We start from the raw sequence: 23558 nt of genomic DNA, 5'->3' as shown, positions 1-23558 counted from the left end.
GTAGAGACAAGGCAGTGCCTTGTCTCTACAGTTTTTATAAGGCGTTTCCAGCCTAATTTCTTTTAAATCCTTCTAAAACAGCCCTACCGCCTTCAACAAAATCCGGAGGCTCCAGATGATAACCAGTGAGCCTACGGCGATGAACATGGTTTTCATGGGCAAACGGCCGGCCAACCTCGCTGCAATGGGCGCGGCCAGCATGCCGCCCAGCACCAGGCCAATAATGACCTGCAGGTGGCTCAGGCCCAGCATGGCAAAGAAGGTAAGCGCACTGGCAAACGTCACAAAGAACTCCGTAATGCTTACCGTTCCTATCACAAAGCGCGGGGTTCGGCCTTTGGCAATAAGGGTACTGGTCACCAAAGGTCCCCAGCCGCCTCCGCCGAAGGAATCCAGGAAACCGCCGGCCCCGGCCAGAATACCAGCCTTTTTTATTTTCTTGCGTTCGCGGTTCTTCTTGAATGCCGTGTAGATGATGCGCACGCCCAGCACCAGAGTATAGGCCGCCAGAATGGGTCGTACGTAGTTGGCATGCTCCTCGCCCACTTTCGCCAAAAGCCAGGCACCCACAATGGCGCCAATCACGCCGGGTACCAGCAGGACTTTGAACAGCTTTTTGTTCACGTTCCCGAACTTGTAGTGGCTGAAACCCGAGATACCGCTGGAGAAGATCTCGGCGGTGTGAATGCTTCCGCTGATGGCGGGCAGGTTCACGCCCAAAGACAGCAATACGGTGGTGCTGGTTACGCCGTAGCCCATGCCCAGGGCGCCGTCTACCATCTGCGCCAAAAAGCCGGCAAAGATCATCCAGTAGAAGATAGGCTCAATGTTGCCCACGAACGCGGAGACCTGGTCAAAGGTGATGGCCGAGAAGGCCAGGCGGCCGAAAATCATGAAAAAGAACGCCAGGGCTACACCGGAGGCAATTTTCTTCCAAGGCTTTTCAGGCCGCACCACGGGTTTGTTTTCTGGTTTATCTTTAACAGCTAGCACTTTGGTGATGTCATTTAGTTGATTGACCTTGGCGGTAAAATCGCCGGCCAGTTGATTTCTGATCTGCTGCATTTGATCCAACACCTCGTCCAGTTCTTCGGGCAGCGTTTCATGGAAGGTCTCTTTCAGGCGCTTGGCCATGGTGGGAGATTTCCCGTTCGTAGAGATGGCAATTTTGAGGTTACCCTTGCGCACCACAGAACTGAGGTAAAAATCGCAGAGATCAGGCGTATCGGCTACGTTAACTAGTTTGCCCTGGCGCTTGGCCTCCAGGCTGATGGCCCGGCTGGCCTCGCGGTCGTTCACGGCTACAATCACAATATCGGCCCCGGCCAGATCCTCCGGGGTGAAGGGTTTGGCTTCCAGCGTGATGTTGTCGTGCTCCTGCGCTAGTTGCAGTACCGCCTCGTTGAACTGGATGGCCACTACCTTGATGGTAGTACGTGGGGAGTTCTGCAGCAAGGCCGACAGTTTCTCCAGGCCCACGTTTCCGCCCCCCACTACCAACACACGCATTTGCTCCAGTTTCAGGAAAACCGGAAACAAATTGTTCTGCTCCTTCAGGGTGGCGGAGTCCATTTTCTTATTTTCTTGGGTAGGATTCAATGTATCCCTTTAATCAAATATAAACTTCATCTCTAGTAAACCTATCAGGTATCAGAATTAAAATTTACATTTTAGGGCTACTTTTTGGAAAGTAGCCCTAAACTATACCATCATAAGTTAAGAGAATTGCAGAGGAATGAGCGCGCGGCGGCTCAGAGAATTGGAGGATTGTCCCCGGGTTAATTCACCAGCGTACGGTAGGCAAAATCCCCGAAGCGCTCGCCGGCCAGGCGGTTTTGCTTGAACAAACCAAAGGCGGTGTCCAGCTCTTGCAGAATGGCGGCTTCGTCCAGGTTCTCTTTGTAGAGTTTGTTCAGGCGCTGGCCTTGCTCATCGCCGCCCAGGTTCAGGTTGTAATGGCCCGGGGCGGTGCCCACAAACCCGATCTCAGACAGCACCGAGCGACCGCAGCCGTTCGGGCAACCGGTCATTCTGATGATGATTTCCTCGTCCTGCAGACCGTGGTTGGCCAGTACGCCGTCAATTTTGGTGATCAGTTCCGGCAGATACCGCTGTGCTTCGGCCAAGGCCAACGGACACGTAGGCAGCGCCACGCAAGCCATAGAGTTTTTGCGCACCAACGAGGCCGCCGCGGTGTGCGGAAGCACGTTGTGCTTGGCCAGGATCTGCTCTATCTCTGCTTTATTTTCCTCGGTGATGTCGCTGAGGATCACGTTCTGGTTACAGGTGAAGCGATAGTTGGCTTTGCCGGTTTGGGCAACCTCCAGCATGGCGGTTTTCAGGGCTACGCCGTTTTCCAGATCGGTCACGCGGCCGTTCTCCACAAACACCGTGTAGTGCCACAGACCGTTATAGCTCTGCGCCCAGCCGTAGTGGTCTACGCGGGTCTTCAGTTCATACGGACGAGAAGTCTCCAGCGGGAATCCGGTGCGTTTTTCCAATTCTGCCCGGAAACCTTCCAGGGTCATGTTGTCTACGGTGTACTTCAAGCGAGCCAGTTTGCGGTCGGCACGGTTCCCGAAGTCACGCTGTACGGTCAATACCTCGTACACAGCTTTGAACAGCTTATCGTCAGATTCCTCGGTGCTCACGAAGCCAATCTCCGTGGCCAGGCGCGGATACGTCTCTGGGTTACCGTGCGTGAACGACAAGCCACCGCCCACGGCCAGGTTGAAGCCTTTCAGTTCATCGTTCTCAATGATGGCGATGAGGCCAAGATCCTGCGCAAACACGTCTGAATCATTGTTTGGCGGAATCACCAACCCGATCTTGAACTTGCGCGGCAGATACCGGTCCTGGTACAACGGATCTTCCTCGTCTACGCGGTCATAGATTTTCTCTTCGTCCAGCCACACATCATAGTACGAGCGGGTTTTTGGCAAAAGATACTCACTGATTCTATCGGCGTATTGGTAGATTCTGTCATGTAGCGGAGACTCCAGCGGGTTGGCCGAGGCCACCACGTTCCGGTTCACGTCGCCGCAGGCGGCAATAGAATCCAGCCCCACCTGGTTGAAGGCCTTGATGGTAGGTTTGGTTTTGGACTTCACAATCCCGTGCAACTGCAGGGTCTGGCGGGTAGTGATTTTAATGACACCGGTAGAGTTCTCTCCGGCAATGTTATGAGTGGCAATGTATTGCTCTGGGGTTAGGAAGCCGCCCGGCAGACGCAACCGGATCATGAAGGAATACAGGCGCTCCAGCTTTTTGGCAGCGCGCTCCTCGCGGCGGTCGCGGTCGTCCTGCATGTACATGCCGTGGAATTTCACCAGCGCCGTGTCGTCCTCGCGGATGGCCCCGGTGATTTCGTCTTTCAAGCTTTCTTTCAGAGTTCCGCGTAATCCTTGGCTGACCTCTTTTATTTTCTCTATAGGAGATAAATTCTTTTTCTCAGTTGACATGCCGAACTGGTCTTTATGAGGAACAGGAAGCTTCCTGCCCTTGATTCTTTGATTTCCGTTTAGAGCCTGTTTTCTGAAAAAGAGGCTCTAAACGGAAGTTAATTTTAGTGTCTTTGGCTAATTTTCGCTGGCGCGAGCTTGCAGCTCGTGCCTTCTTTTGCTGATTATTCCTCAGCAGCAGATTTCTGGAATGCGTGCGGACACGAGCTACAAGCTCGCGCCAGCATCAATATTCAGAATTAATACACATCTTTCAGGTAGCGGCCTTCTTCTTTCAGCTGCTCCAGGTACACGGCCGCTTCTTCCGGTGAAGATCCGGCTCCTAAACCGATGATCTGCAGCAGGGTGTTCTCCACATCTACGCTCATGGGCTCTTTGGCCCCGCAAACGTACACATAGGCACCAGAAGTAAGCCACTCATAGAACGTAGCGGCGTTTTCCAGCATTTTGTGCTGCACGTACACTTTCTCCTGTTGGTCGCGGGAGAAGGCGCCGTTGAAGCGGGTCAGGATACCAGTCTCGTACCAGCTCTGGATCTCCGTTTGGTACAGGAAGTCGGTGGTGAAGTGCTGGTCCCCGAAGAACAGCCAGTTGCGGCCCTCGGCTCCGGTGGCATCACGCTCGGCCAGGAAAGAGCGGAACGGCGCCACGCCTGTGCCCGGCCCAATCATGATCACGTCTTTGTCGGCGGCCGGCAGTTTGAACTGGTTGTTTTTGTGGATGTAGAATTCAATGCTTGTTCCCTCGGGCAACTCAGACAAATAATCTGAGCAGTGGCCGCACAGGAGTTCCTCGTTGATTCTGAACTCATCCCGGGCCACGGTCACGTGGATCTCACCGGAATGCGCTTCCAGCGACGAAGAGATGGAATACAGACGCGGCGCAATGGGCTCCAGAATCTGCAGTACCTCTTTGAACTGCTCAGCGTCTTTCACCGGATAGATTCTGAGCAGGTCCAGTAAGTCTATACGAGTAGCCGGAATGTTCTGCTCCACTACCTCGGCATATTTTTTCACCACCCGCTCTGGCAGGAAATTGATGTTCACCTTGTCGTGCAGCAATTCCTGAACGGTAGCCTCACTGTTGCGGTGCGTCACTTTGTCCTCTGGCGAAATGCCCGTGATTTTGAGGATGGCCTCAATAGTGGCCGGACGGTTTTTAGGCACCACGCCCAGTGCATCACCAGGTTCGTAGGTTAAATCTTCGGCCTCAATCTCAATGTGATGCGTTTTCTTCTTAGACCCCACGTCGTTCAGTACGATGTTGGTCAAAATGGTGCCGTTGTAGATTTTCTTGCCGCTTTTCTTGGCCGGTGCCGGGGCAGTTGTAACCGGAGTAGCCGCAGGCGCCGAAGACTGGTTAAGGGTATCCAACACGCTCTGGAACCAGGCGTTGGCCTCGTCCTCAAAATCCACGTCGCACTTCTGGATAGGCACCAGCTGGTTACCGCCCAGGCGCTTCAGTTGGGCATCCACGTCTTCGCCAGCTTTGCAGAACAGCGGGTAGGAAGTATCACCTAAAGCCAGTACGCTGTACTTCAGCTTAGGCAATTGTTTATCGGTTTGGTGAACGTAATCGTAGAATTTCTGGGCCCCGGCGGGCGGATCTCCCTCACCTTGCGTGCTGATCACAGTCAGGAAATATTCTTCCTTTTCCAGATCGTTCAGGCGGTATTGGTCCAGGCTCACTACCCGGGCGTTGATGCCGCTTTTCTTGGCTTTGCCAGCAAGCTCAGTGGCCACGCGCTTGGAGTTACCGGTCTCGGTACCGTAGGCAATGGTTACCCGGCCAATGGCTGGTTTAGGAGCCGCTGCCACGGCCTCAGTAGCGGCAGAAACGCCTACTCCCTGTGAAGAAATAAGCCCCGACAAGTAACCGCTCATCCAGATCAACTCTTCTTTTGAAGATTGCTGCACCAGTTCTTGTAAGGCCTTTAATTTAGCTTCTGCTAACATAGCTTTGAAAAATTATTGAAGTACCAAGCTGGCCTGTTCAGAGACCGGCTTGAAGTAATGTTCTCTACTTGGGTTGTCTGTAAACCACTGAAACTGCTCGTGCAGGGCTACCACTTTACCTATGATCACTAACGAAGGCGAAACAAACGTTTTGCCGCCCAGGTTCTGTTCGTAGTCATATAAACTGCTTACCTGCACGTGCTGCAAGGGCGTGGTGGCCTGCTCTACCACCGCCAGCTGTTTCTCCTCAGAAATGCCGTGGCGGGTCAGTTTCTCCACCACCTCATTCAACCGCTCACTACTCATGTAGAACACCAGCGTGTCCTCGGTCTGGGCCAGTTCGTGCCAGTATTCCTCGGTGAGTTTGCTGTAGGTGTAGAAGGTAAGAAACCGAACGGCGGTAGAATGCTGCCGAGCTGTTAAAGGAATGCCCGCGTAGGCTGCCGCACCCAGGGCTGCCGTGATGCCGGGAATGATCTCGTACGGAATCTCGTGCGCCACCAGGGCTTGCAGTTCATCCAGCACGTTGGAGAAAATGGACACGTCTCCGCCTTTCAGACGCAGTACCTGTTTGCCCAATAAGGCATATTCCACCAGCAGTTCATTGATGGTGGCCTGCGGCGTGGTGCCGGGGCGGCGGCATTGCTTGCCCACGTATACAATTTCCGCCTGCGGCGAGGCGTACTCCTTCAGGATTTCCTCGCTCACCAGCCGGTCCACCAGAATGACCTCGGCCTGGCGCAACGCTTTTACCGTCTTCACCGTGATCAGCTCAGGATCACCGGGGCCGGCTCCTGCTATGATCACTTTTCCTTTCTGTTGCGCTGGTTGCATTTGGTATTGGTTTAGTTTGCTGGCGCGAGCTTGCAGCTCGTGTCCGCACGCATTTAGGTTGGTACTGTTGAACTCTCCGGCGCGAGTCTGAAGGCTCGTGACTTGGGATGAAGCGAGTCTGGAGACTCGCTTCATCCCAAGTCACGAGACTGGAGTCTCGCGCCAGACGTATTCCGTTTTGAGCCTGATTTTTAGATTTCAGGCCAGAAAGGTTTCTCCTGCGGTTCGGTGGTGATCATACAGGCACCTACGGTTACCAGGCTGGTCTCATCAATGAGGATGGCACCGCCGTTGGCTCTCAGGTTCTTGTACGTGTCAAATGCGATGGGCGAAGCGGTTTTGATGGTGGCTTTCACCACGTCGTTGAGGCCGGCAGACACCGGAGACAGTTCTTTCTCCAGGGTGTTCACGTTGAGTTTGTACTCCAGCTCTTTCACCACGCAGCGCACGTTGCGGCTGTTGATCTGGAGCATGTACTTGTTACGCGGCACCAGCGGCGTGTTGCTCATCCAGCAAAGTACCACTTCAAATTCCTGGGCCACCTGCACCGGAGCATCCTGCTTCACAATTACGTCGCCACGGCTCACGTCAATGTCATCTGCCAGGTGCAACACGGCGCTTTGCGGCGCAAAGGCTTCTTCCACTTCCTGGCCGCCTACTTCCACGGCCGAGATGGTGCTTTCAATGCCGGCTGGCTGCACCACCACTTTATCACCTTTGCGGTAAATGCCGCTGATGATTTTTCCGGCGTAGCCGCGGTAATCAGGCAATTCTTCAGTCTGAGGACGGATCACGTACTGTACCGGGAAACGGCCCTCAGTGAGGTTGATGTCTTCGTGCACCTCCACGGTTTCCAGCACGTTCAGCAGAGACCCGCCTTCGTACCAAGGCATGGCCGTAGATTTCTCCACAATGTTGTCACCGTTCAGAGCGCTGATGGGAATGTAGGTCACATTCTTCAGGCCCAAAGACGCAGCTACCTGGGAGTAGTCAATCACGATGTCGTTGTACTTGTCCTGGGAGAAGTCTACCAAATCCATCTTGTTGATAGCTACTACCACGTGCGGCAGATTCAGCAATGACACAATGATGGAGTGACGACGGGTTTGCTCCACCACGCCATGACGGGCATCAATCAAGATAATGGCCAAGTCTGAGTTAGATGCGCCGGTAACCATGTTGCGGGTGTACTGGATATGGCCCGGAGTATCCGCGATGATGAATTTGCGCTTAGGCGTGGAGAAGTATTTGTAGGCCACGTCAATGGTGATGCCCTGCTCCCGCTCCGCGCGAAGACCGTCGGTTAACAAAGCCAGGTCCACTCGGCCTTCTTCTTTGTTTTTGGTGCTGCGCTCAATGGCTTCCAGTTGGTCTACCATGATAGATTTGCTGTCATACAACAAACGCCCGATCAGGGTGCTTTTGCCATCGTCAACGCTACCGGCGGTTAAGAATCTTAAAATATCCATTCTGGTAATGTGCTAATGAAGCAATGTGCTGATGTGCTAATGATTTCTGTTTTGGGCCTGTTTTCAGAAAAACCAGCTAAAAACAAATGACATCTTCAGCGCGGCACGCTCTTATTATTTTCTTATAGTCAGATCCTTTCTTCTGCTTTGTCATCTTGGAAAGATCTTGTGGGCGAACGGTAGAAGCGTTAACTACAACGCTTTTTTGGTTTGCTTACAAGATCCTTTCAGGATGACAAAAGAGATTATGGCGGATCTTCGTCTTATGTCAAAATCTAATGTCTAGCGTCTTCCTTAGAAGTAGCCGTTCTTTTTGCGGTCTTCCATGGCTGCTTCAGAAACGCGGTCGTCAATGCGGGTTTGACCACGTTCGCTGGTGTTGGTGGCAATAATCTCGTTGATGATGTCGTCCAGGGTAGAAGCGTTAGACTCCACGGCGGCAGTACAGGTCATGTCACCCACGGTGCGGTAGCGCACTACTTTGCGGGATACCACGTCATCATCATGCAGGGTGATGAACTCGTTGGTAGCTACTAAACGGCCATCAAACTCCAGCACCTCGCGCTCATGGGCGAAGTAGATGGAAGGCAATTCAATTTTCTCGCGGCGGATGTAGTTCCAGATGTCCAGCTCGGTCCAGTTGCTGATGGGGAACACGCGCACGTTCTCGCCTTTGTTGATTTTGCCGTTGTAGATGTTCCACAACTCAGGACGCTGGCGCTTAGGATCCCAGGAACCGAACTCATCACGCACCGAGAAGATACGCTCTTTGGCGCGGGCTTTCTCCTCATCGCGGCGGGCTCCGCCAATGCAGGCGTCAAACTCAAACTCCTCAATAGTGTCCAGCAGGGTGTAGGTCTGCAAGCCGTTGCGGCTAGGTAGTTTGCCTTTCTGCTCCGTGAGGCCTCTGGTTTTGATGGTGTCCTCCACGTTGCGCACAATCAGCTTCTCGCCAATTTTCTCGGCCAGGGCATCTCTGAAATCCAGGGCCTCCTGGAAATTGTGGCCGGTGTCAATGTGCACTAAAGGGAAAGGAAACTTGCCGGGACGGAAGGCTTTCAAGGCCAGGTGCACCAACACAATGGAGTCTTTCCCTCCGGAAAACAAAAGAGCCGGGCGCTCAAACTGCCCCGCCACTTCTCTGAAGATGTGAATCGCTTCGGATTCCAGCTGATCCAGGTAATCTAATTTATACGAACCCATACTCGGTATTTCTATTCTATTACTTAGCCAGTTCCGGGGCAACCGGAGCCGGTGATTCTGATACGTGTAATCCGCACTCTTTTTTGCTGCTGTCTTCCCACCACCAGCGGCCGGCTCTGAAATCTTCGCCCGGCTGAATGGCGCGGGTACAAGGCGCGCAACCGATGCTGATGAAGCCTTTGTCGTGCAGTTTGTTGTACGGGATGTTGTTCTGCTTGATGAACGCCATCACTTCCTCGGTGGTCCAGTACAGCAGCGGGTGGAATTTGATGAGCTGGTTTCCCTCGTCCCACTCAAATTTGGGCAGGATACCGCGGCCCGGCGAGTGCTCGGCGCGCAGACCGGTAATCCAGACGGCGTTGCCTTTCAGAGCCCGCTTCAGCGGCTCCACTTTTCTGATGTGGCAGCAATCTTTGCGGTTCTGGGTAGACTCGTAAAAAGAGTTGGGTCCGGTGTTGTGGATAAACTCCTCCAGCTGCTCATTGTTGGGGTAGTACGCCTTGATGCGCGTGTTATACGCCTCATTGGTTCTGCTCCAAACTGAGTAAGTCTCGGGAAAAAGACGCCCGGTATCCAGGGTGAAAATGCTGATGGGGAACCCATTTTCCAGGATCTGGTGAGAGATTACCTGGTCTTCAAAGCTGAAGCTGGAAGAGAACGTCACCTCACCGGGATAACGGCTCACCAACAGCGCCAACGTTTGGTCTATGGTTAATCCTTCTGTCTCTTGTATAAGTTGAGACACATGCTCTTGTGCAGAAGAGGCCATGGCAAGAAAATACGTTATGAGAAAATTTGAACTTTGGGGTTGCCTGATAGGCAATAGGATTTTTGTTGATTTCTAGAGAGGCTAGAAACAACAGCAGCAGGAGCTGCAACAGCAGAAGCGCATTCGCTTTATGTAAGATGAGTAGACCATGTAGTCTTTTTTCTCTGGCTGTTTGTTAAGATGACGCAAAGATAGGTACCGATTGTTAGAAATCAAGTTTTCCTATCAATTTAGTAGAGTTTAGAACTTAAAAATCAGCAGGTTTATAGCCCTGCTGTTCAAAACTCCACTACAGAATCATCAAAGCATTAACGTATTCCTAAACGACAGTGTTCCTTGTACCTACAACTTTTTTCTTTCCCCGTCTTGCCAAGCCCCTAAAGCCCGGCGTACATTACCCAGCGCCAAGGGTTTTCAACAAGCGCTTACGCCAGTGATTACCTGTCTACTTGAAGAAAATGCAACCCTTTCCGCCATTGGTCTTAAAACTGCCTTAACTTCACCGCACAAATATTGGAACACGCATGCAAACCCTGGAACAGCTCAAAGCCGGCGGCCTGAAAGGTGCCAAAAAGTTGAAACTAGCTTGTGGACTAACCCAGTTTCCGCCGGAGATCCTGGACCTGGCAGACACCCTGGAGCTTCTGGACCTCTCGGGTAACCGGCTCACCCAATTACCCCAAGAGTTTGCCCGCCTGCGCCACCTCAAGATTGCGTTCTTCTCAGACAATGATTTCACCGAGTTCCCGGCGGTGCTGGGCCAGTGCCCCCAGCTGGAGATGATTGGCTTCAAAGCCTGTAAAATCAATCAGATTACTGAAGGCGCCCTTCCGCCCCTCACCCGCTGGCTCATTCTCACCAACAACCAGATCACGCAACTCCCTGCCTCCATTGGCAACTGCGCCCGCATGCAGAAGCTCATGCTGGCCGGGAATAAACTCACGCAGCTACCGCCAGAAATGGCCAACTGTCGGAATCTGGAACTGCTCCGCATCTCGGCCAACGAACTGACGGCATTGCCGGACTGGCTCTTCACCCTGCCGCGTTTGTCCTGGCTGGCCATCTCTGGCAACCCTTGCACCCAACACGGGCAGGTAGTAGCCGATCTGCCGGAGGTGCCCTGGAGCGAGCTGCTGCTGGAGGAAGAGCTGGGGCAAGGTGCCTCGGGCATTATCTCCAAAGCGCAGTTGAAGACATCATCTTCCGTTTCAAGGCCAGTGGCGGTAAAAGTCTTCAAAGGCGAAGTCACCAGCGACGGGCTTCCTGAAGACGAGATGCAGGCCTGCATGGCCGCCGGGGCCCACCCCAACCTGGTACCGGTCCTGGGGAAAATCACGCACCACCCAGAACAAAAGCAAGGCCTGGTGCTGGAGCTGATTCCGAAGGATTACCAGATCCTGGGCATCACGCCTAGTTTTGCGAGCTGCACCCGCGACGTGTACCCCCAGGGCACCGCGTTCCTGCTGCAGGAAGTGATCACCATAGCCACCGGCATTGCCTCGGTGGCGGCGCACCTGCACGCGCGGGGCATTCTGCACGGTGACTTGTACGCCCACAACACGCTGGTCAATGGAACGGGCCATGCCCTCTTCGGCGATTTTGGCGCGGCCACTATCTATGACAAGGCCGACCAGGAACTGGCCTCCCGCCTGGAGCGCATAGAGGTTAGGGCCTTCGGGTGTTTGCTGGAGGACTTGCTGGAGCACCTCGCGCCCCATGAGAAAAACCAGGAAACCGGGTTGGCTTTTCACCAGTTGAAAGAAGCCTGCCTCCATCCGCAGGTGCTGGAGCGGCCCGCATTTGAGACTATTCTGGCAGCCATCAGTCAGCATATTCTGGCCTGAGGGGAAGGCCTTTCTATCGGTTGTTTTCCGCCGGTTATGGGAAAAACAAGCCAAAAACGTCGGACTGCATCTAAGTGTGTAAAAATTAGGAAACCTCTATACCTCCAAAACGGTACACGGTAATTCGAGCACCGGCAGGCAATCCCGGTGCCAGAAGCAAACCGTATGGCGAAACATACCTATGACATGGGGCTGATTGGCAACTGCGCCTATCTGGCCCTCATCCACAAAGATACCAGCGTAGAATGGCTCTGTTGGCCCCGTTTCGACAGCAGCTTTGTCTTTGGCCCCATCATGGACCGGCAGAAAGGCGGCGAGTACTCCATCAAGCCCGATGCGGAGCATTTCACCTCGCACCAGTACTACATGGAGAACACCAACATCCTGTGCACCGAGATTACCTGCCAGGATGGTTCCTACCGCGTCACCGACTTTGCCCCCCGCTTCCGGCAGCACCAGCGCTACTACAAACCCCTCATGCTGGTGAGAAAAGTGGAGCCTCTGTCTGGCTCGCCGCGCATCAAAGCCACGTGCCGGCCCGTGGGCAATTACGGCGATTTCCCCCTGAGCCGAAGACGCAGCAGCAACCACATCGCGTTTCTGGGCCTGGACGAGGAGGTTCGCCTTACCACCAATGCCTCGCTCAGTTACATCCTGGAAGACCAGTACTTCGTGCTGAACGAGACGTTGTACTTCGTGCTCACTTACGGCGCGCCGCTGGAGGCCAACCTGGAAAGCACCGCCGAGGCCTTCCTGAGCCAGACCCGCCGCTACTGGCGCAACTGGGTGAAGAACACCAGCATCAGCAACTTCTTCCAGGACCAGGTCATCCGGAGTGCTTTGGCCCTCAAAATTCACCAGTACGAAGACACCGGCGCCATCATCGCCTCGCCCACTACCAGTTTGCCGGAACACCCGGGCAGCGGCCGTAACTGGGATTACCGCTTCTGCTGGATGCGCGACACCTACTACATCCTCAACGCGTTCAACAACATTGGCCACTTTGAGGAGATGGAGCGCTACTTCCATTTCATTGCCAACATCACGGCCAAAGACACGCAACGCTATCAGCCGCTCTACTCCATTAGCGGGCAGAGCAAGCTCACCGAGATTGAGCTGGAACTGGAAGGCTACCTGGGCAACAACCGCCCCGTGCGCATCGGGAACGATGCCTACACCCACATTCAGAACGATGTCTATGGTCAGATTCTGGTGGCTCTGCTGCCGCTCTACATTGACCGCCGGTTCAACGACGAAGAGCGCATTGAGTCCCGCAAACTCATCACCAAGACGCTCCACAAGATCAAGCAGACCATGGACGAGCCCGATGCCGGCCTTTGGGAGTTCCGCGATTTTGCGCAGTACCATTGCTATACCTACCTGTTCCACTGGGCAGGCTCGGCGGCGGCCCGCAACATTGCCCGCCACATGCGCGACCCCGAGCTGGAGCAACTGGCCAGCCAACTGATGCAGGAAGCCTCGGCTAAAATTGAGGAGTGCTTTGATCCGCAGCGCGGTGTGTACACCCAGGCCATCGGCAAGCACCACCTGGATGCCAGTACCCTGCAGCTCATCATGATGCACTACCTGGACCCAAGCTCTGAGCGCGCCAGAACGCACCTGGCCGAAATGGAGAAGGAGCTGAAAACCCCCGAGGGCCTCTTCTACCGCTACAAACACGCCGATGACTTTGGGGTGCCGCAAAGCACGTTCCTCATCTGCGCCTTCTGGTACATTGAGGCCCTGGCCTGCGTGGGCCGCCTGGACGAGGCCATCAAGGAATTTGAGAACATTTTGAAATACACCAACCACCTGGGTCTGCTCAGCGAAGACGTAGACTCCCGCGACGGCAGCCAGTGGGGCAACTTCCCGCAGGCCTACAGCCACGTGGGTCTCCTCAACGCCGTGTACCGCATCTCCAAACAATTAGACCGGCCTTCGTTCCTGTAGCGAATACGTTTAGCTTGGATAGAAAGAAGGCTCGCCACTTGGCGAGCCTTCTTTGTTTTTGATCTGTTTTGCGGAAATCCGGCCAAAAACAAAAGACTCCTGCTCTTTGGCTTTCTATGGAGCGATTCTGGAAACTCGTGCCTTAAGATGAAGCGAGTCTCCAGAATTGCGGGCAGCCTCCTATGGCGCGGAAGTTACTTCCGTGCCTTGTTTAACTTTCTCAAAAGTCACGGAAGTAACTTCCGCGCCATAGTTCACATTCACGCCAAGGTCGGTTTTTAGCCTGATTTCTTAAAAAAGGGATAAAAACGCAGGTCTCCTGTTCCATGGCTTTTTATGGCGCGAACGCTCCAGCGGATGGCATTATAAGAACTTACCGCTTACCTGAGAACAATCAATAACCAGCAATCAACAATTAGCCATCACTTAGCACAGCGACTTCAGCAGTTCTCTCACCTGTTTGGAGTTGTCAAGGTTGAAGCGGGCCAGGGAGCGTTCGCTGCCTACCTTGATGGTGAAGGCGTCTTCAGGCATGACCCGGAACATGTCTTCATCGGTGCGGTCATCGCCGATGCAGAGGACGAAATCATGGGGGTGCTGGTCCATCCAGCGGGTGCTGCCAATGCCTTTGTTGATCTCACTGTTCTTCACCTCCACAATTTTGTCGCCCTCCATGACCTGCAGGTTAATGTTGGCGGCAATGAACAGCAGGTAATTGCTGAGCTCGCGGGCGCGCAGGTCTGCCAGCACCGGGTCTACCTTGCGGTAGTGCCACACCAGGGAGTAGTCTTTCTCCTCAACGAACGAGCCCGGGGTGCGGCTCACGTGCAGCTCCAGCACCGGCCTTATTTCCTCCTTCCAACTGTCAGAAAGGTTCTGGAACATCTCCCAGTTGCCGTTTCGCTCTTTGAACCAGACGCCGTGCTCGGCAATAAAGTCTACGGGCAAATGGCCCAGCCACCGTTGCAGGGTGTTGCGGTCGCGGCCGCTCACAATGACCACCCGGTTCTTAGGTTCCTGGGTGAGGCACTGCAGGGTGGCAAGCAGCTCTGCATCGGGCAGGGCCTTCTGGGGGTCTTTGGTGAAGGAGGTGAGCGTACCGTCGTAGTCCAGGAAGAGCAGGCGCTGCTGGGCCTTCCGGAAACTGGTCACCAGCAGGTCTCTCTCCTCGGCAGAGAGGTACTCGGTGGCCATGGAGGCTTGCTTGATCTTGATGTACTCCAAGCGGTTCATGAAAATGTCTACCCAATGGTGGATGTTGTAGCGCTGCACAATGTCCTGCATGTGCTCCATGCGGAGTTTCTGCTCTTCCTCGGGCATGATGAGGGCTTCGCGCAGGGCCTGCACCATTTGCCCCAGGTCGTTGGGGTTGATCAGGACGGCATCGGCCAGTTCACGCGAGGCACCGGCCATTTCGCTCAGGATCAGCACCCCTTTCTTGTCGGTTTTACTGGCGATGTACTCTTTGCAGACCAGGTTCATGCCGTCGCGCATGGGCGTGACCAGGGCAATGTCGGCAATGGAATAGAGCGCCGAGAGTTCTTCAATGGGGAAAGAGCGGTAGAAGTACTGAATGGGGTTCCAGGTGATGGTGCGGAAGGAGCTGTTGATGCGGCCCACCAGTTCATCAATGGTCTCCTTCAGTTGCCGGTACATTTCTACCTGGTCGCGGGAAGGCACCACCAGCATGAAGAGCGTGACTTTGCCGTGGAAGTCAGGGTTCTCCTTCAGAAACAACTCAAAGGCATGCAGGCGCTGCGGAATGCCTTTGGAATAATCCAGGCGGTCAATGGAGAGTACAATCTTCTGGCCGATCAATGCCTGGCGGTACTCCTCCATCCTGACTTTCGTATCGGGGGCTTTGGCCAGATTGGCGTACTTCTTGTCGTCAATGCCCATGGGAAACGCGTCTACCATAATGGTGCGGTAGCCGTTGTCTATAAAACCCTGCGAGCTGTTCAGGCCTACAATGCGGCTCACCGAGCTCAGGAAGTGCCGCACATCGTCATAGGTATGGAAACCAATCAAGTCGGCGCCCAGCATGCCCTCCAGGATTTGCTTGCGCCAGGGCAAGAGCCGGAACACCTCAAAAGACGGGAACGGGATGTGCTGGAAGAACCCAATGGTGCTTTCCTGGATCTCTTCCCTGATGAGGGCGGGCAGCAAAAGCAATTGGTAGTCATGCACCCAGATGGTGTCGCCGGGCTCGGCGCGTTCCATCACGGCGGCACAGAACTTCCGGTTCACCTGCTGGTAGGCAGACCAGAACGTATCGTCATAGACGGCGTATTGGCTGAAATAATGGAACGTGGGCCAGAGGGTCTCGTTGCTGAAGCCCTCGTAAAAGTCCCTGATCTCGGCCTCGGTGAGGAAGACCGGGTGCATGCTTTGCCGGCTCAGGTCCTGGGTGACCTGCTGCTGCTCGGCCTCGTCGTTGAAATAGGTGCCGGGCCAGCCAATCCAGATATTGTCACCTTGCTTGTAAATAGAACCTAAACCAGTAGCCAAGCCTCCCTCACTGGTTTCGTATGCCAAGCCTTCTTCGGTGCGCTGTACTTTAATGGGAAGTCGGTTGGAAATGATAATGGTCTTAGGCATAGGGGAATTTTTTTAAGGTACGCTATTCTTGCACATTGCGGAGCGGGCGGGGCAAAACGGCTCTTGTAAAGGCCCGCTGGGGAGCACCCTCCCATCATGTTACTCTTTTTTATTTACTCTGATTTACGGCCTTGGGTTCATAAATATCAAGAAAGTACTATATACCAGGAAGCAAGCCGGGCAGGAAGCATGCCCTTTCAGGTAACCTTTCTGGCCCAATGCGGGTAGTGTAAAACTTGCGTTTGATTTGCTTCTATGAGAGTACTAGACCAAGTAACCCATTTGATGCTGGACCATTTGCCGCTGATCTTGCAAGGACTGGGAATTGTGGTGGGGGCCTTGCTGGCCGGCGGCCTCCTAAAATGGCTCCTGTTTAGGTTCTTAACCATTTACAACCGGCGTTTTCCCCGGTTTTGGGTAGAAGGAGCCCTAAAACACCTAGACCGCCCGCTCTTCTATTTCCTGCCTATTCTGGTCCTGTCCACGGTCCTGCCCCTGGTGCCGCTGCGCCCCGATGCCTTTGAGGTAATCCGGCGCATAGTGGAGATCTCGCTCACCTGCGCCTTCTCCTGGACCCTCATTGGCTGCGTGTACGTGGTGCAGTACAGAATCAGGCATAAGTACCAACTTGACAAAGCCGATAACTTTAGGGAGCGCAAGCTGTTTACGCAACTTCAGTTTGTGAAACGGGTGGTGATTATCCTGATTGTGTTTTTCACCGTGGCCCTGGTGCTGATGAGTTTCCCCACCGTGCGCAAGATAGGAACCGGCCTGGTAACCTCGGCTGGTATTGCCGGGGTGATTCTGGGCTTTGCCGCGCAACGGTCTATTGGCAACCTGCTGGCCGGCTTCCAGATTGCCTTTACCCAGCCCATCAGGCTAGACGATGTGCTGGTGGTGGAGAATGAATGGGGCAAGGTGGAGGAAATCACGCTTACCTACGTGGTGGTGCGCATCTGGGACCAGCGCCGCCTTATTCTTCCTTTGAACTACTTTATTGAAAAACCCTTCCAAAACTGGACCCGCACCTCGGTAGAGTTGCTGGGAACCGTTTTCATTTACCTGGACTACACCGCTCCGCTGGAAGAAATGCGGAAAGAACTCAACCGCCTGCTGCCTCAGAACCATCTGTGGGACGGCCGGGTAGGCATCCTGCAGGTCACCGACTTTAAGGAGCGCTCCATGGAGGTGAGGATTCTGGTGAGCGCCGCCGACGCGGGCAGTGCCTTTGACCTGCGCTGCTGGGTCAGGGAGAAGATGATTACCTTCTTACAGCAGCAGCACCCAGACGCCTTACCGGTTACCCGCACCGCCGGCGTTCCTGATAGCCCCAAATTGCCGTTTGTTCCTATGGAGGAGGTGAGCACGTAGCCTCTTTAGTGGTGATGAAGGTGCGGTGAGTAGCTGTTTGGGCTGTTGTTCTGTTGGGTTTTGCTGGCGTAGCGGCGGCTTGTCCACTTAACTGGTCATTGCTAAGTTGGTGGTTGCTGGTGTAGCGGCGGCTTGCTGATATTCAATTTGTTGGTTTATGATTTGGCTGATGCTGGCGGGTTGCCGTTTGTCTATGGACTTATGGGCTGCTTTGTTTCATCTTCTCTGATAAGCGCTCACGGCCGCGGGGCCCCGTCTTTGCCCCTCGCACTGCCCTTGCGGCCCATCTCTGTAGTCTGCTCTTAGTGATAGCTTTCCAAGGGCCACAAGCGAGGCGCTCGAGCCAAAGACTGGAATCGGGATCTTCCAGCTGTGGACTTGCATAGCAGCGGTATCGCTAATCATTGTGCTAGAACTTTTCTTTCTATGGCGCGGATTTACTTCCGTGACTTTCAACTCTATAGGAGAATGTGAGGCACGGAAGCGACTTCCGCGCTATGGTTGGGTTTAGCAAAGGCTGCTGCTTTGCTGTAATAACGGAACCTCTGCAGGAGTAGACCCACCCCTGCCCCTCCCGGGAGGGGAGTTCCGGTTCATGGCGGATGGAGTTGCCTTCAGGTTGGGCTTTGGCCAATTGGATTGCAGAAGTAGAAGTTTATGACCCGCTAAGGTGACTTTCTTCCTCATGCAGGTGACTCCCCTCCCGGGAGGGGCAGGGGTGGGTACATCCGTTTCGGGCCTCTTTCTCCCAAACTAAGCCAAAACCGAACTCTAGACTCAGGACTCTGGACTCAAGACTCAGGACTTGTTTTTACCCTGCGAGCGTCTGCGCCAACTTCCTCATTTAGTAGCTCTTTCCCCGGAATCAGCCTGAAACCGGGCTGCCTCCATGCTAAATGTAGCGAGTCAATGGCCCGTTGCCTTTTTGCATTTAGGGGCTGTTTTTGGGAAAAGAGCCCCTAAACGCAAATCAGTCTTTGTATGGGTCATACACATCCTCACTGGCCATGGCTACGCCCAGCGGTTTGAGGGTGTGCAGAATTTTAATGGTGTTGCCCTGGTGTTGAAGCACGTCTTCCAGTTTTTTGTAGGCCTCGGGGGCTTCATCGGCACCGGCACCGCGCAGTTCTATGCCTTTGGCTTTCATGCGCTGCTGCACCGCGTCAAAGTCTACCAGCCCCGGAGACACCACGGTTTTCCGTTTCACGCCTTTCTTGTCTCTGATCCATTTGGTTTTACCCGCGGCTGCCCGACGGCTAAGTCTCCTACCGGCGCCGTGTACGGTAGAGTATAACCCTCTGATGGAAAGCTCGTTTTCCACGCCTTCAATGATCACGGAGTTGTCATACATGTTGGCCCCTATAAAGCCTTTCTGACCGGGAAACGCGGGCGTGCAGCCCTTGCGCACTACCCAATAGTACTCGCCCTGGTGCTTTTCAAACCACGCGAAGTTGTGGTGATTGTGCACTATCTCAGTGGCTTTTCCGCCCAGGATGTGCAGCACCTGGTCCACCACAATGTCGCGGCCGGCGTAGGCGTACTCTCCGGCCAGAGACATGGCGGCAATGTAATCCTGGCCCAGTTCAGAATCTATATCGAAGAGGATGGGCGGCGCATCCATGGAGCCTTCTTTGGCTTTATCAAAGAAACTAAGCCCCTGGCTCAGCGCAATGAACCCCGAGGCGGTCTTGTGCCCAAACCCTCTGGACCCGAAATGCACCCCCACCCACAGATAGCCTTTCTCGTCTTCAAACAAATCAATGAAGTGGTTGCCGCTGCCTACGGTTCCTAGTTGCTCGGCGGCCACCTTGCGCAGTTCGCGCTGGGGCTTGAACTCGGCTTTCTTGATGTGCTCCAGCACCGGATGGTCAATGCGCTTGGGATTGGGCCGGCCCACGCCAAACCCAATGGTCTTGACAATTTCATCCATCACACGGGCAATGTTCACATCAGAAGCCATAATATCGGTGCGCACGGCTTTGTTTCCGCACCCAATATCAAACCCCACCCCCGACAAAGAGACTTTGTTTTTGTAAGCCACGGCTCCGCCGATGGGGTGCGCGTAGCCGTAGTGGGCATCGGCGGTGAGCACGCCAATGTCTTCTTCGCTCACGCAGCGTTTGAGCTGGTCAATAGCGCTCTGTTCAATAATTTCCTCCCCAAAGACGGTGATGTTGTCCTGCACAATAGCCATGGTTCTACAAATTTGGTGTAAAGGCTATACGTGAAAACGGCCCTGCGTTTTTTACCTGTTTTTTGGGAAAGGAGTGAAAAATAGGTAACGCCTCTTCTCTCTTGCCTCTCTCCTATTGTCATCTTGGAAAGATCTTGTGGGCGAACGGTAGTAGCGCTTCTTCAACGCTTTTCTAATGTGCCCACAAGTTCCTTTCAGGATGACAGGGGAGGGTTGTAAAACAAAGAAGCCCCACCAAAAGGCAGGGCTTCTGATGATTCATTTATCTCAGAAGAATTACTTCTTCGCAGGCAATTCCTGCAACAGCACTTCCACCGCTTTCTCCAGTTGCTGATCGCGGCCTTGGGCCACCAGGGCGGGGTCATTGGCCACCAGGTAATCTGGTTCCAGTTGGGCGTTCTCCAGGAACTTACCGCCGCCTAGCGTGCGGTAGCCTACCTGCGGAATCCCGAAGACCATGGTTGGGTCAATCAACGTCTCCCACCACACGAAGGTACCGGTTCCGGCCACAGGCATGCCCACGGTTTTACCGATGCCCAGCTCTTTGTATAGTACCGGGAAGATGTGCGCATCTGAGTAGTTGCTCTCGTTCATCACCACAATGGACGGACGGGTCCACTTATTGCGGGGCTCGTCTGACAGGTTCTGGCCGCGCGGCACAAACTCGGCATATTGTTTGGTGTTCAGGAAGCTGATGAGGTCATCGTGCAGGTTTCCGCCGCCGTTGGAGCGGGTGTCTACCACCAGACCTTCTTTGGTCGCGTTTTTGCCGAGGGCTTCTTCATACACGGTGCGGTAGCTGGCATCGTTCATGCCCCTGATGTGCACGTAGCCCAGTTTTCCGCCGGACAAACGGTCCACCTCTTTGCGGCGGCCTTCTACCCAGCGCTGGTACAGCAATTCGCTCAGGTCGGTACCCGAGATGGGTTTCACCGTCTCTTCCCAGCGCTTCTTGGTTTTCTCGTCATACAAAGAAACCAGCGTGTATTTGTTGGCCTTGCGGTTCAGGAGTTGATCCACATCGGTATTGTCTTCAATGGACTGACCATCGATTTTCTCCAGGATCACACCCGGTTTCACTTTGGAACTGGCGCGGTCAAACGGACTCAAATTGATGACTTCTTTTACCTTCAAACCCGGACCGGTGTACTGCTCATCATAGAACAAGCCCAGCGAAGCCGTTGCGTCTGGGTTGGCTGAACGGTGGCTGTAACGTCCGCCGGTGTGGGAGGCGTTCAGCTCGCCCAGCAGTTCGCTCAGCACATCGGCGAAGTCATAGTTGTTGGCGATGTGCGGCAGGAACTGGCGGTAATTATCGGTGTAGAACTTCCAGTCTGTGTTGTGCAGGTCTTTCACGTAGAACTTCTTCTCCAGCTGCCGGATCACGTGGTCATACATGTAGGCGCGCTCGGCGGCGGCGTTCAGGTTCATCTCGCCGCTCACTTTCAGGGTTTCCTGCTTGCCGTTGTCGGTGTCCACTTTCAGGATCTTGCCTTCGGTTAAGACAAACAGGTTTTTGCCGTCTTTGCTCATGACCATGTCTCCGCCGCGGGCACCCAGTTTGGCCAGCAGTTTGGTGTCATTGTCGCGCAGGTTGGTCACCCAAAGGTCATAGCCTTTCTCAAAGCGGCTCAGGTAGAACATGCGGTCGCCTTTGTCGGTGACCACGGCATCGGCCAGATCAGAGGAAGTACCGGTGAGGCGTGCTTTGCGGTACGGCAGGTTGTCCAGTTCCAGGGCCATACCGGCCGGAGCCGCAGATTTAGAGCTTTTACCCTTTTTGCCTTTGGTTTTATCTCCCTCGGCAGAAAATTCACCTATAGAAGCTTCACGATTCTCCAGGTCCTCCAGCAAGGTGAAATCTTCTTTGCTTAGCTTGAACCGGTCAAACCCGTCTTGCGTGGTGAAGAGCGCGTAGATGTCGCCGGTGCCTGAGTTGTTGCCATTGCCGCGCAAACCTTCGCGGTTAGAGTAGTAGGTGATCATTTTGCCGCCCATCATCCACTGCGGATTGCGCTCGGCGTAGCCGCTTTGGCTCAGGTTAATCACTTCGCCTTTGCCGCTGGCCGAAATCAAACCTACTTCGCTCAGCCACTGCTTGGGTTGGTTGAACTGCACCAGGAACCATTTGCCGTCTGGCGACCACTCAAAGTACTGGTCGCCGTCTGAGTACGAGTAGTTGTTGGCGTTGCCCAGAATGGTGCGCACCTGTTTGCTGGCTTTGTTCACCACCTTCAGCTGAACGCGCTCCTCCAGGTAGGCCACTTCTTTGCCGTCTGGCGAGTAAGCCGGCTGGAATTCCTCAGCGGCGGTGGCGATCACGGGCTCCTCTTTCAGCAACGTAGAAGCGTAGAAATACGGCTCAGCGCTGCGCACGAGGCTGGTCTCATACACGTTCCAGCTGCCGTCGCGCTCGCTGGCGTACAGGATTTTGCGACCATCCGGCGAGAAACTCACACTACGCTCCTGTTCCGGCGTGTTGGTGATGCGGCGGGTAATGCCTCCGTCTACCGAAGACACGAACACCTCGCCCCGGTTCACGAACACCACCTCTTTGCCGTTGGGCGATACCTCCATCTCGGTCATGCCGCCAGAGATGGGCAGCACGGTCTCGGGGTTGGAGCGGATGTCTGAATACAGCTGGATGGCTACTTTCTGGGGCTGCGCACCCGGCTTAAGCGTGTAAATCTCGCCGTTGTACGTGAAGGACAGAACCCCGTCTTTGGAACCACTCAGGTGCCGTACCGGGTGCTTGGTAAAATTGGTGACCGCCGTGGTTTGCTTAGGGTTCTGCAAACTCGTTTTTCGCACGTTGAACGTGCCGTTGGGTTGTTCGCTCAGGTAGTAAATATCCTGCCCGTTGGCCGAGAAAACCGGTTGGCGGTCCTCGCCCACGTTGTCGGTGAGTTTGGTGTGCTGCCTGGTTTTGGTATTGTAGGCCCACACATCACGGGCAGAGGAAGACGTCTGGTGCTTGCGCAGGGCGTTTTCAAGGCTCTTTTTGTCATGGTACACCAAAACCTCACCGGAGGAGCTATAGCGGGCCGCCTCAGCGGGCGTGGTCAGGAGCATGGCATTGCGGCCACCGCCCAGAGAAACGCTGTACAGCTCGGGGAAAGCGCCCGACGGGAACATGGTATTGGCCGCGGCATCCATTCGGGCCGAGGTGAAAATCACGTTTTTGCCGTCTGGCGTGAAATCTGAGGGCAGATCAGCGGAAGAATGGAACGTCAATCGCTTGGATTCTCCGCCCTGCGCGGGCATTACGAACACGTCAAAGTTACCGTAGCGGTCTGAGGCGTAGGCAATCTGCTTTCCGTCCGGTGACCAAACAGGCATGTACTCGTAGCCCTCGTGCATGGTGAGCGGCGTAGCGTTTCCGCCGGCCGCGGCTACTTTGTAGAGATCTCCTTTGTAACTGAAAACAATGGTTTGCCCATCGGGCGAAATGGCTGGCGTGTTGAGCCAGAGCGGGGTTTGGGTTTGGGCCATGGTGCCTAAGCTGCTGGCGCAGCAGAAGGCCAACACGGCAAGAAACCGCTTTTTCATAAAGTAAGCTGTTGTTTGTTAGATTGGTTTACTAATGTAGGGAATGTTACCGCTTAATCAAAAGAAGCAAAGACCTGGGCAGGTTTTCAGGAGAAGAGACTAGGGCGTTTTGAAGGCGTTTTTGCAGAAACGGCCCCAAAACAGAAAAGCGCAATGATGTTGTTTGTAGGAGCAGATCCGCTGGCGCGAGCTTGCAGCTCGTGCCTTCATTTGCTGATCAAAACGGCTTAATTCTGGAATGCGTGCGGACACGAGCTGCAAGCTCGCGCCAGCGAAAGTTGCCTCAATATGATCATCTACCACAAATCAGACATTGTGGAGACAAGGCAGTGCCTGGCCTCTAGTAGTGAAATTGTCCCTC

The 23558-nt window shown here is 54.3% G+C and carries 13 protein-coding genes; 3 read left to right on the top strand and 10 right to left on the bottom strand.

Annotation, left to right across the window (positions count from 1 at the left end):
* Positions 1-72: 72 nt before the first annotated feature.
* The 7 genes from JT718_RS20780 to JT718_RS19405 form a co-directional block, all read right to left on the bottom strand.
* On the bottom strand, positions 73-1572 hold the full coding sequence (locus JT718_RS20780; protein ID WP_205504467.1) for a TSUP family transporter: 1500 nt from the start codon (positions 1570-1572) through the stop codon (positions 73-75).
* Between the two features lie 206 nt (positions 1573-1778).
* Positions 1779-3461 (bottom strand): NADPH-dependent assimilatory sulfite reductase hemoprotein subunit, encoded by a 1683-nt coding sequence (locus JT718_RS19430; RefSeq protein WP_205504466.1) that lies wholly within the window; start codon positions 3459-3461, stop codon positions 1779-1781.
* 239 nt (positions 3462-3700) lie between these two features.
* Complete coding sequence (locus JT718_RS19425; RefSeq protein WP_205504465.1) at positions 3701-5416, bottom strand: diflavin oxidoreductase; 1716 nt, start codon at positions 5414-5416, stop codon at positions 3701-3703.
* 12 nt (positions 5417-5428) lie between these two features.
* The gene (gene cobA, locus JT718_RS19420) at positions 5429-6250 is read right to left on the bottom strand and encodes a uroporphyrinogen-III C-methyltransferase (protein WP_205504464.1); all 822 of its coding nucleotides are present in this window, start codon (positions 6248-6250) and stop codon (positions 5429-5431) included.
* 191 nt (positions 6251-6441) lie between these two features.
* The gene (locus tag JT718_RS19415; RefSeq protein WP_205504463.1) at positions 6442-7719 is read right to left on the bottom strand and encodes a sulfate adenylyltransferase subunit 1; all 1278 of its coding nucleotides are present in this window, start codon (positions 7717-7719) and stop codon (positions 6442-6444) included.
* A 294-nt stretch (positions 7720-8013) separates the two neighbouring features.
* Positions 8014-8922, bottom strand: coding sequence for a sulfate adenylyltransferase subunit CysD (gene cysD, locus JT718_RS19410; protein WP_205504462.1), 909 nt, complete (start codon positions 8920-8922; stop codon positions 8014-8016).
* A 19-nt stretch (positions 8923-8941) separates the two neighbouring features.
* A complete protein-coding gene (locus JT718_RS19405) occupies positions 8942-9691 on the bottom strand; it encodes a phosphoadenylyl-sulfate reductase (protein ID WP_205504461.1) in 750 nt (249 codons plus the stop codon).
* 524 nt (positions 9692-10215) lie between these two features.
* On the opposite strand from JT718_RS19405, the gene JT718_RS19400 reads away from it, so the two are divergent.
* The gene (locus JT718_RS19400; protein ID WP_205504460.1) at positions 10216-11535 is read left to right on the top strand and encodes a leucine-rich repeat-containing protein kinase family protein; all 1320 of its coding nucleotides are present in this window, start codon (positions 10216-10218) and stop codon (positions 11533-11535) included.
* Positions 11536-11700: 165 nt separating this feature from the next.
* Entirely contained in the window at positions 11701-13485 is a 1785-nt protein-coding gene (locus tag JT718_RS19395) for a glycoside hydrolase family 15 protein (protein ID WP_205504459.1), read from the top strand.
* 426 nt (positions 13486-13911) lie between these two features.
* Here the strand turns inward: JT718_RS19395 and JT718_RS19390 are convergent, their stop codons facing one another.
* On the bottom strand, positions 13912-16083 hold the full coding sequence (locus tag JT718_RS19390; protein WP_205504458.1) for a bifunctional alpha,alpha-trehalose-phosphate synthase (UDP-forming)/trehalose-phosphatase: 2172 nt from the start codon (positions 16081-16083) through the stop codon (positions 13912-13914).
* Between the two features lie 255 nt (positions 16084-16338).
* On the opposite strand from JT718_RS19390, the gene JT718_RS19385 reads away from it, so the two are divergent.
* A complete protein-coding gene (locus JT718_RS19385) occupies positions 16339-17454 on the top strand; it encodes a mechanosensitive ion channel family protein (protein ID WP_240337189.1) in 1116 nt (371 codons plus the stop codon).
* 970 nt (positions 17455-18424) lie between these two features.
* Here JT718_RS19385 and JT718_RS19380 read toward each other — a convergent pair.
* Both JT718_RS19380 and JT718_RS19375 read right to left on the bottom strand, forming a co-directional pair.
* Positions 18425-19648: an RtcB family protein gene (locus JT718_RS19380; protein ID WP_205504457.1), complete on the bottom strand. Its 1224-nt coding sequence runs from the start codon at positions 19646-19648 to the stop codon at positions 18425-18427.
* 276 nt (positions 19649-19924) lie between these two features.
* Positions 19925-23197 (bottom strand): S41 family peptidase, encoded by a 3273-nt coding sequence (locus tag JT718_RS19375; RefSeq protein WP_205504456.1) that lies wholly within the window; start codon positions 23195-23197, stop codon positions 19925-19927.
* Positions 23198-23558: the final 361 nt, after the last annotated feature.

Source organism: Rufibacter psychrotolerans (assembly GCF_016924645.1).
Classification (GTDB): Bacteria; Bacteroidota; Bacteroidia; order Cytophagales; family Hymenobacteraceae; genus Nibribacter; species Nibribacter psychrotolerans.
The sequence above is the reverse complement of the archived record's forward strand: the minus strand, read 5'-3'. Positions and strand labels throughout refer to the sequence as shown.

What these genes read in the sequence shown, in the direction of transcription:
- JT718_RS19385 (WP_240337189.1), top strand. Translation starts at nt 16,339, where the DNA reads ATGAGAGTACTAGACCAAGTAACCCATTTGATGCTGGACCATTTGCCG.
- cysD (WP_205504462.1), bottom strand. Translation starts at nt 8,922, where the DNA reads ATGGGTTCGTATAAATTAGATTACCTGGATCAGCTGGAATCCGAAGCG.
- JT718_RS20780 (WP_205504467.1), bottom strand. Translation starts at nt 1,572, where the DNA reads ATGGACTCCGCCACCCTGAAGGAGCAGAACAATTTGTTTCCGGTTTTC.
- JT718_RS19375 (WP_205504456.1), bottom strand. Translation starts at nt 23,197, where the DNA reads ATGAAAAAGCGGTTTCTTGCCGTGTTGGCCTTCTGCTGCGCCAGCAGC.
- JT718_RS19395 (WP_205504459.1), top strand. Translation starts at nt 11,701, where the DNA reads ATGGCGAAACATACCTATGACATGGGGCTGATTGGCAACTGCGCCTAT.
- JT718_RS19425 (WP_205504465.1), bottom strand. Translation starts at nt 5,416, where the DNA reads ATGTTAGCAGAAGCTAAATTAAAGGCCTTACAAGAACTGGTGCAGCAA.
- JT718_RS19380 (WP_205504457.1), bottom strand. Translation starts at nt 19,648, where the DNA reads ATGGCTATTGTGCAGGACAACATCACCGTCTTTGGGGAGGAAATTATT.
- cobA (WP_205504464.1), bottom strand. Translation starts at nt 6,250, where the DNA reads ATGCAACCAGCGCAACAGAAAGGAAAAGTGATCATAGCAGGAGCCGGC.
- JT718_RS19430 (WP_205504466.1), bottom strand. Translation starts at nt 3,461, where the DNA reads ATGTCAACTGAGAAAAAGAATTTATCTCCTATAGAGAAAATAAAAGAG.
- JT718_RS19415 (WP_205504463.1), bottom strand. Translation starts at nt 7,719, where the DNA reads ATGGATATTTTAAGATTCTTAACCGCCGGTAGCGTTGACGATGGCAAA.
- JT718_RS19405 (WP_205504461.1), bottom strand. Translation starts at nt 9,691, where the DNA reads ATGGCCTCTTCTGCACAAGAGCATGTGTCTCAACTTATACAAGAGACA.
- JT718_RS19400 (WP_205504460.1), top strand. Translation starts at nt 10,216, where the DNA reads ATGCAAACCCTGGAACAGCTCAAAGCCGGCGGCCTGAAAGGTGCCAAA.
- JT718_RS19390 (WP_205504458.1), bottom strand. Translation starts at nt 16,083, where the DNA reads ATGCCTAAGACCATTATCATTTCCAACCGACTTCCCATTAAAGTACAG.